The sequence below is a fragment of the Paeniglutamicibacter sp. genome, assembly GCF_046714615.1.
GTDB lineage: Bacteria > Actinomycetota > Actinomycetes > Actinomycetales > Micrococcaceae > Paeniglutamicibacter.
This window is the reverse complement of sequence record NZ_JBKKAP010000143.1, coordinates 1-6,772: the sequence shown is the minus strand read 5'-3', so window position 1 is coordinate 6,772 and position 6,772 is coordinate 1. Positions and strand designations below refer to the sequence as shown.

General features: G+C 62.6%; 6 protein-coding genes. 2 read left to right on the top strand and 4 right to left on the bottom strand.

What is annotated here, in order from left to right:
• Nucleotides 1-105: 105 nt before the first annotated feature.
• From ACLQ7E_RS16680 to ACLQ7E_RS16670, 3 genes are all read right to left on the bottom strand, one after another.
• Complete coding sequence (locus ACLQ7E_RS16680; protein ID WP_411733694.1) at nucleotides 106-387, bottom strand: hypothetical protein; 282 nt, start codon at nucleotides 385-387, stop codon at nucleotides 106-108.
• A gap of 168 nt (nucleotides 388-555) precedes the next feature.
• Entirely contained in the window at nucleotides 556-723 is a 168-nt protein-coding gene (locus tag ACLQ7E_RS16675; RefSeq protein ID WP_411733692.1) for a hypothetical protein, read from the bottom strand.
• 316 nt (nucleotides 724-1,039) lie between these two features.
• Nucleotides 1,040-1,966, bottom strand: a complete 927-nt coding sequence (locus ACLQ7E_RS16670; RefSeq protein WP_411733693.1) for a LysR family transcriptional regulator — start codon at nucleotides 1,964-1,966, stop codon at nucleotides 1,040-1,042.
• Nucleotides 1,967-2,075: 109 nt separating this feature from the next.
• Between ACLQ7E_RS16670 and ACLQ7E_RS16665 the strand changes: the two genes are divergently transcribed.
• On the top strand, nucleotides 2,076-3,137 hold the full coding sequence (locus ACLQ7E_RS16665; protein WP_411733691.1) for an MBL fold metallo-hydrolase: 1,062 nt from the start codon (nucleotides 2,076-2,078) through the stop codon (nucleotides 3,135-3,137).
• Nucleotides 3,138-3,142: 5 nt separating this feature from the next.
• Nucleotides 3,143-4,459 (top strand): MFS transporter, encoded by a 1,317-nt coding sequence (locus ACLQ7E_RS16660; RefSeq protein WP_411733690.1) that lies wholly within the window; start codon nucleotides 3,143-3,145, stop codon nucleotides 4,457-4,459.
• A gap of 239 nt (nucleotides 4,460-4,698) precedes the next feature.
• Here the strand turns inward: ACLQ7E_RS16660 and ACLQ7E_RS16655 are convergent.
• On the bottom strand, nucleotides 4,699-6,772 hold a 2,074-nt coding region (locus ACLQ7E_RS16655; RefSeq protein WP_411733689.1), incomplete at its 5' end, for a DUF3427 domain-containing protein.

The following is a 6,772-nucleotide window of genomic DNA, read 5'->3' as shown; positions in this document are numbered from 1 at the left end:
CTGCATGACAGGCGAAGCTGGCACCGGCGCGCTATGCTCCGCGCATGATCCGGCTGCTCGTGTTCCTGGCGCTCGCGGGTGCTCTCGCGTTCTGTGGCTCGACGGTCAAGCTCGGCAACCGGACCTTCTTCGGTCACGTGCGGGCGATCTGGTCGACCGATGAAGTGCAGGAGCTGAAGCAAGGCGTGAAGGAGAAGGCGGGACCGGCAGCGACCAAGGTGAAGAAGGGCGTCGAGGCTGGCTACAAGGCGATGACTGACGACAAGGACGGCTCGGGCTCGGCAGGCTCGGCAGGCTCGGCAGGCTCGGCAGGCCATCGTGCGGTATCCAACCCAGGCAGATCAAGCCCGCCACGCACAGGGACAGGGTGGTCCGGACCCACGTCATGACCGTGCGCTCGGGTTGCAACCCCGGGTCCGGGTGCCCCATCGATGGACCCCGAACACTCAGGGATTAACTGCTATCAACACCGCCGCAACCGCCGCGGCTACCGCGTCACCCTGGCCCAGGATCGGGACGGTCAGCGGCAACGCCTTGCCGTGACTCATGGATGATTCAATGTTGCGCCAGCGCACAGCGGCCCCGGCACGAATGAACATCCCGATGATAATCAGGAACAGCGCGATTCCGGTGCGAAGCGGCCCGGGAAATGCCTGGGAAGCAAAAGGCTTCCAGCGCAATGCCCCCGGCCAGAAAACCGAGGGAGCTACGGATCCAGGCCAAGAAGGTTCGTTCATTGGTCGACGTGAAGCGCGGGTCTGGCTCCTTGCCCCCGCCCCGCTTTCAACACCCACTTGGCCAGAAAACCACGGTCGGAGTTTTCCTCCATCAGTGCCATGTATCTTCCATCTCCCTCGGCATTGCACCAGATGTTTCCTCGTCCGTTCGGGCCACCGGACCGATACTCCTCCACAGCCGACCGTGTGCACAACCCCTGGACTTGAGGGGAAACCCGCCAGGTGGGTTGCCCGCCACGGACACCCTCGGATAGTGGGGCGCTCAACCTACTTATTAGACTGCGTCGAAGGCACCGCGAGGACTACGTATCCGCGGCCCAATGCTGCATGGGATCCGCGATGTCCCCCAGTTGAGTCGTGGCGAAGTCGCGCAATGCGCGGATCTTGGCATTGCCGAGTGAACCGGACTGGAAAACGAGCTGGACAGCATTTTCCGGCAGCTCGTCTGCAATGCGTTTGTAGACCAATTTATGCCCGTCGTAGGTCTTGTCCCCGCTCGGGCGGCCCATGATCACGGTGTACCCCAAACCGCGGCCCACCACCGAACGGATCGTCTCGACGTTGCGCAAGCGCCACCGGACATTGGGCTTGAAGCCCGCAGCCTCCGTCATGGCCATGATCAGGTCCGGCGCCGGCTTTAGTCCCAGGAGCACCGCAGGCTCCTCCCCGAGCTCCGCAAAGCGAACCTCCTCGCGATCGGCCAGCCTGTGGTTGGCCGGCAAGACCAGTTGCAATCGCACTGCAGCGACCAATGCGCGTTCCAGGTCGGTGTCCACGTGCAATTGGTACATGAAGGCTGCATCCAATTCCCCTTGTTGCAGCCGGCGCTGAAGCTCATCGGAGGAGGCCTCGGACACGAGGACCTCGACCTGCGGGTGATGCTCAGCGAAGTACTCAAGCACCGGCGGCACCAGCCACGGGGACAGGGTGTCAAAGCATCCAATCGTCAAGGTTCCGACGAGCTCACCCCGAATGGCTCCGGCAGAGGCCTCGAGCGCGTGGGCGGAGGCAAGGACCTGTTTCGCGTTCTCGACCAGCTCACGCCCGGCCACTGTGAGTGCGGCACCCTTTGCCCGCCGGCGAACCAGCAGCTGGACCCCGAGCGTTTTTTCCAGCGTGCTCAGGGCCACCGACAGCGAGCCTCCCGTCATGTGCAGGCGTTGCGCGGCGGCGGCCAGCGTTCCTTCTTCCGCCACGACAAGGAAGATCTCGAGCTGGCGTAGGGTCACGGCAAGCAAAGTTGACTCCTTCAAACAAGATCGATCATTAGTTTCGATTTTCACAGTATATGTTCCAGGTCATAGTTGATTCCAAGACCTTCCCCTTTCAGGAGCATTCATGGACCTCTCTCCCCGAGTCATCACCCTTGGCACCGCCGGCGGCCCCCGCTGGTGGGGTGCCCCATCTGCTGGTAGGCGGCGCAACGGCATCGCCACCGCCGTCGTCGTCGGCAAGGCCGTCTACCTGGTCGACTGCGGCCGCGGGGCCAGCGGCCAGTTCGCCGAGGCTGGTCTGGACCCGAACCAGTTGCGCGGAATCTTCCTGACGCACTTGCACTCGGACCACACCGTGGACATGGCCGGCATGTTGCTCTTCGGCTGGATGATGACCGGTCAGCGGCAAGGTGCCCCGGTGCGCATTCTGGGCCCGGGCGACCGGGGCATGCTGCCCCCGGTGAACAAGAATGCCGAAGGCGACATCCAGCCGCTCTTCGCCGATACCCCGACCGCCGGCACCAAAGACATGGTCGAGAACCTCTTTCGCGCCTACTCGGCGGACCTGACCGACCGGATGCTCGACTCGCTGCGCCCCTCGCCGTACACGGTGTTCGAGGCCTGCGACATCGCGATCCCCGCGGAGACCGGCTACCACCCGAACGAGAACGCCACGCCCGAGGGCATGGAACCGTTCACCATCTACGCGGACGAGCTGGTTACCGTCACTGCCACACTCGTGGCCCATCCCCCGGTGGCCCCGGCCTTCGCTTTCCGTTTCGACACGGCTGAAGGCTCGGTCACCATCTCCGGGGACACCGCGCCCTGCGCCAACCTCGTGCGTCTTGCACAGGACACCGACCTGCTCCTGCACGAGGCCATCGACATGGATTGGGCCGCCAACTCCTACGCCGACGTTGACGAAGCGACCCGCACCGCGACCATCGAGCACCACCGCAAGTCGCACACCACCCCGAGGCAGGCCGGAGAACTCGCCGCCGCCGCAGGCGCCCGGGCACTCGCACTGCACCACCTCGTGCCGGGTAATGCCGAACCCGCCGTCTGGCAGGCGGCGGAAGAGAGTTTCGCCGGGCCGGTGTTTGTCCCTGACGACCTCGAGACGATCAGTTTTGCCCGCCTGCGCAACGACGCGCTTGCTTCCGTCACCATTACCCAGAAGGATTAGGAACCATGGCACACGACACCACCACGGCACCGGCGGTTGCCGAGACCTCGCTGAATACGCCGCACATGCGGCGGATCCTCGCATCCAGCTTCGTGGGCAGCGCGGTCGAATACTACGACTTCCTGCTCTACGCCACGGCCGCGGCAGTGGTCTTCAACAAGGTCTTCTTCGTCAACCTTGACGCGGGCTGGGCCACCTTCGCTTCCTTCGGCACCTTGGCCGCCGGCTATGCAGCCCGCCCGATCGGCGGGGCCATCTTCGGTCACTACGGCGACCGCCTGGGTCGCAAGAAGATGCTGATCCTTTCCATGGTGATGATGGGCGTGGCCACCACGGCCATGGGCCTGCTGCCCACCACCGCCACCATCGGAGTGATGGCACCGATCCTGCTGATCACCCTGCGCGTCATCCAGGGCATCGCAGTTGGCGGCGAATGGGGCGGTGCCATGCTGATCGCCCTGGAGCAGGCACCGAAGGGAAAGCGCGGCTTCGCAGCTAGCTTCGCCAACATGGGTGCCCCGGCCGGCGCAGCTCTGGCAACCCTGGCGATGTCGGCGGCGACATTGCTTCCCGATGAGCAGTTCCTTGCATGGGGCTGGCGCATCCCGTTCCTGCTCAGCGCGGCACTGGTTGCCCTGGCACTGGTCATTCGGCTCAAGGTCTCCGAGAGCCCGCTCTTCCAGAACCTGGAACGCGAAGCCGACCGCCGGCGCATGCCGATCCTCGAGGTGTTCACCCGGCACCCGCGCCAGCTGTCTTTGGGCATCTTGGCCGGCGTCGCACAGTTCACCATGGCCGGCATGGTCACCGTCTGGGCCGTCAGCGAGGCCGTGGCCAACGGCGCGGACAAGACCGGCGTGCTCAACGCCAAGGCACTGGCCGCAGTGGCCATGCTGCTTGCCACCATCATCAGCGCGCGGCTCTGCGACCGCTTCGGCCGCAAGAACATCCTGCTCATTGGAATTGTCGCCGGCATGGCCGCGGCCTTCCCGATCTTGAACCTGGTTGAATCCGGTACCGTGGGCGGCTACGCAACGGCCGTAATCCTGGGCCAGGGAATCCAGGGGTTCATGTTTGGCCCGTTGGCCGCATTCATTGCGGAAATGTTCCCCACCCGAGTCCGCTACACCGGTTCATCGATTGCCTACCAGGCCTCATCGACGATCGGTGCAGGCTTCACGCCCATGATTGCCGCAGGCATCATGGCGGTCACCGCCGGCGGCGTGATCCTTGGAGCTGGCTGGATCACAGTCCTGGCCATCTGTGCCATTGCGGTGCTCATCGCACCAGAGGGCCGGAAGCGCGAGCTGACAGACATCTAACAATTTCGACACTTGGTCCCGGCCCGTCCTCGCGTTTGCGACGGCGGGCCGGAGCCACGTCCGCCACGCGGTTGCTTCCCGCTTTCGCCTTGCACATGTCCGCATTTCTGCTCGAGCGTGCAGTCCACTGGCTCAATGCCGACGCCGGTAATCGAAGTACCTGGAATCTTATCTTCAACCCTCAGTGGCTGGCCTAGCAAGGTGCACCAGTGGAAAACCTGCAGCGTTCAGGGTGCGCTTCATCTGGCAACAGCATTCGCCGAAGTGAAAACGCTGACCGGCATATCGCGCTGCAGCTTCCACGTGATGGCGATCGGCTTTGAGCCCTTGTGCTCCACGTAGTCGGCAGTACCCAAGCAGGTAAACGGCAGCACCAGGCCATCGATGTCCTTGGCGGAATCTCGGGTGAAGAGCAAGATATGTGATCCGCGATCTTTGCGGTTCAAATATCGTTGGCCCGTCGGACTACTCGGACTCGTCGCGTTCTGCGATTCCCAATGAAAGAGCCGCGGGCTTATCGCATAGTCCTTGTACAGCGTGTTGGGGTTGTGGACTGTCTCATCCTTGTCCAGGGTCACGAAGAGCGCATCGGTGCTCACCTGAGGACACCAGGCGACGCCTTCGCGGTGATTCACACCCTTTCCTTGCTCCAAGGAACCATACTCAAGGGCAGCCAGTACTTCTGACCGCCAGTATGTGGCGTGGGAATACAGCGGAATCTGCTGGAGTCCCAGCGGTAGTCCCTTTGGCGCATGCGGGCTGCGAGAGACCCCACGTACAAAGGCCGCGAGTAGCTCCTGCACCAGGTACCCGTTGGCACGGATGCGGTCCAGTCCTTCGTCGTATGAGCCGAAGCCACCGCCGTTGTCCCAAAACGTGTAGAAGAGCATGCGCGCAAATGTCTGATTGCGCTGCCCCAACTCCGCATAGCGCGGGGCGTCGCTGGATAGCAGCTCGGAATATGCTTCGGCGCGCTCGGCATCATCAATATGGAGGAACCGAGTGACCCGCTTGAGCAACTCCCGCTCTTCGTCCTGCTGACCAGCATCAAACTCAACCAGCCCGTCTTCCCAGGGCGAGCGCGAAGATATCAGTTCTGCCCGGCGGATCAGATCCGTCCACGAATGCCCCGTTTTTCGGTAGATGTCCTTGACATCGCGGCCGGATTCCTCCAAATAGTCATCCAGTCCGAGCAACCCATGGGACTTGATCTCACGAACCAGCGCCGGCTTGTTCAACTTGAGCTGCGAGCGGATGTTCTCCAGCACGATGGAGCGCGCCACCCGGTCAAGCATGAGCTGGCAACCGGAAGGCAGCCCTGGTGCATCATCATCGATGATGCGTTCCAGCTTCTTGCGCGGTACATCCAGCAGGGCGCGGTACTTGACGTCGAAGCGGAACTCCCGGCGTTGCTGTCCAATGAAGTCCAGCACCGTAAGCACGGCCTTGTCGTCGGCCCGGCGCAGGCCGCGACCGAGTTGCTGCAGGAAGATGGTTGAGCTCTGCGTGGGACGCAGCAGGAGGATCGTGTCGATCTCCGGCACGTCGAGCCCCTCGTTGAAGAGGTCGACGGCGAAAATGCAGTTCAGTTCGCGGGCTCGGAGCTTTGCCAGCGCTCCCTCGCGTTCCTCCGTGCTTGAATTTCCCGACACCGCCACTGAGGGAATGCCTGCCTCATTGAAGACTTTCGCCATGTAGTGCGCGTGCTGGACCGAAACGCAGAAACCCAGCGCCCGCATCAAGGACGTGCTGAGCACCTTGTCCCGAAGCTCGTTGATGATCTTCAGGGCGCGGATGTCATTGCCGGTGTAGACGTTGCTGAGCTGTTCCAGGTCGTAGGAACCGCGTTTCCATTCGATGGAGGTTAGGTCGACATCGTCTGCCACCCCGAAGTAGTGAAAAGGAACCAGCAGGTCTGCGTCAAGGGCATCCCACAGGCGTAGTTCAGAGGCGATCTTTCCGTCAAAGTAGGTGTCGGCAACATTGATGCCGTCGCCGCGTTCGGGCGTTGCCGTAAGTCCAAGGAGTTCGATGGGCTTCAGATGCTCAATTAGCCTGCGGTAGGAGTTTGCCTCTGCATGGTGGAACTCGTCGATCACCACAATGTCAAAGGCACGCGGTTCGATCTTGGAGAGTCCGAAGGCGGCCAGAGACTGGACGCTGGCGAACACCTGTTTCCAGGCCTCCGGTTTTTCTCCGTCCACGCACAGTTCTCCGAAGGAACCTTTACCCAGGACCTTACGATACGTTTTGAGTGATTGCTCAAGGATCTCCTTGCGGTGCGCCACGAACAAGAGCGTGAGCTCCCGCCCG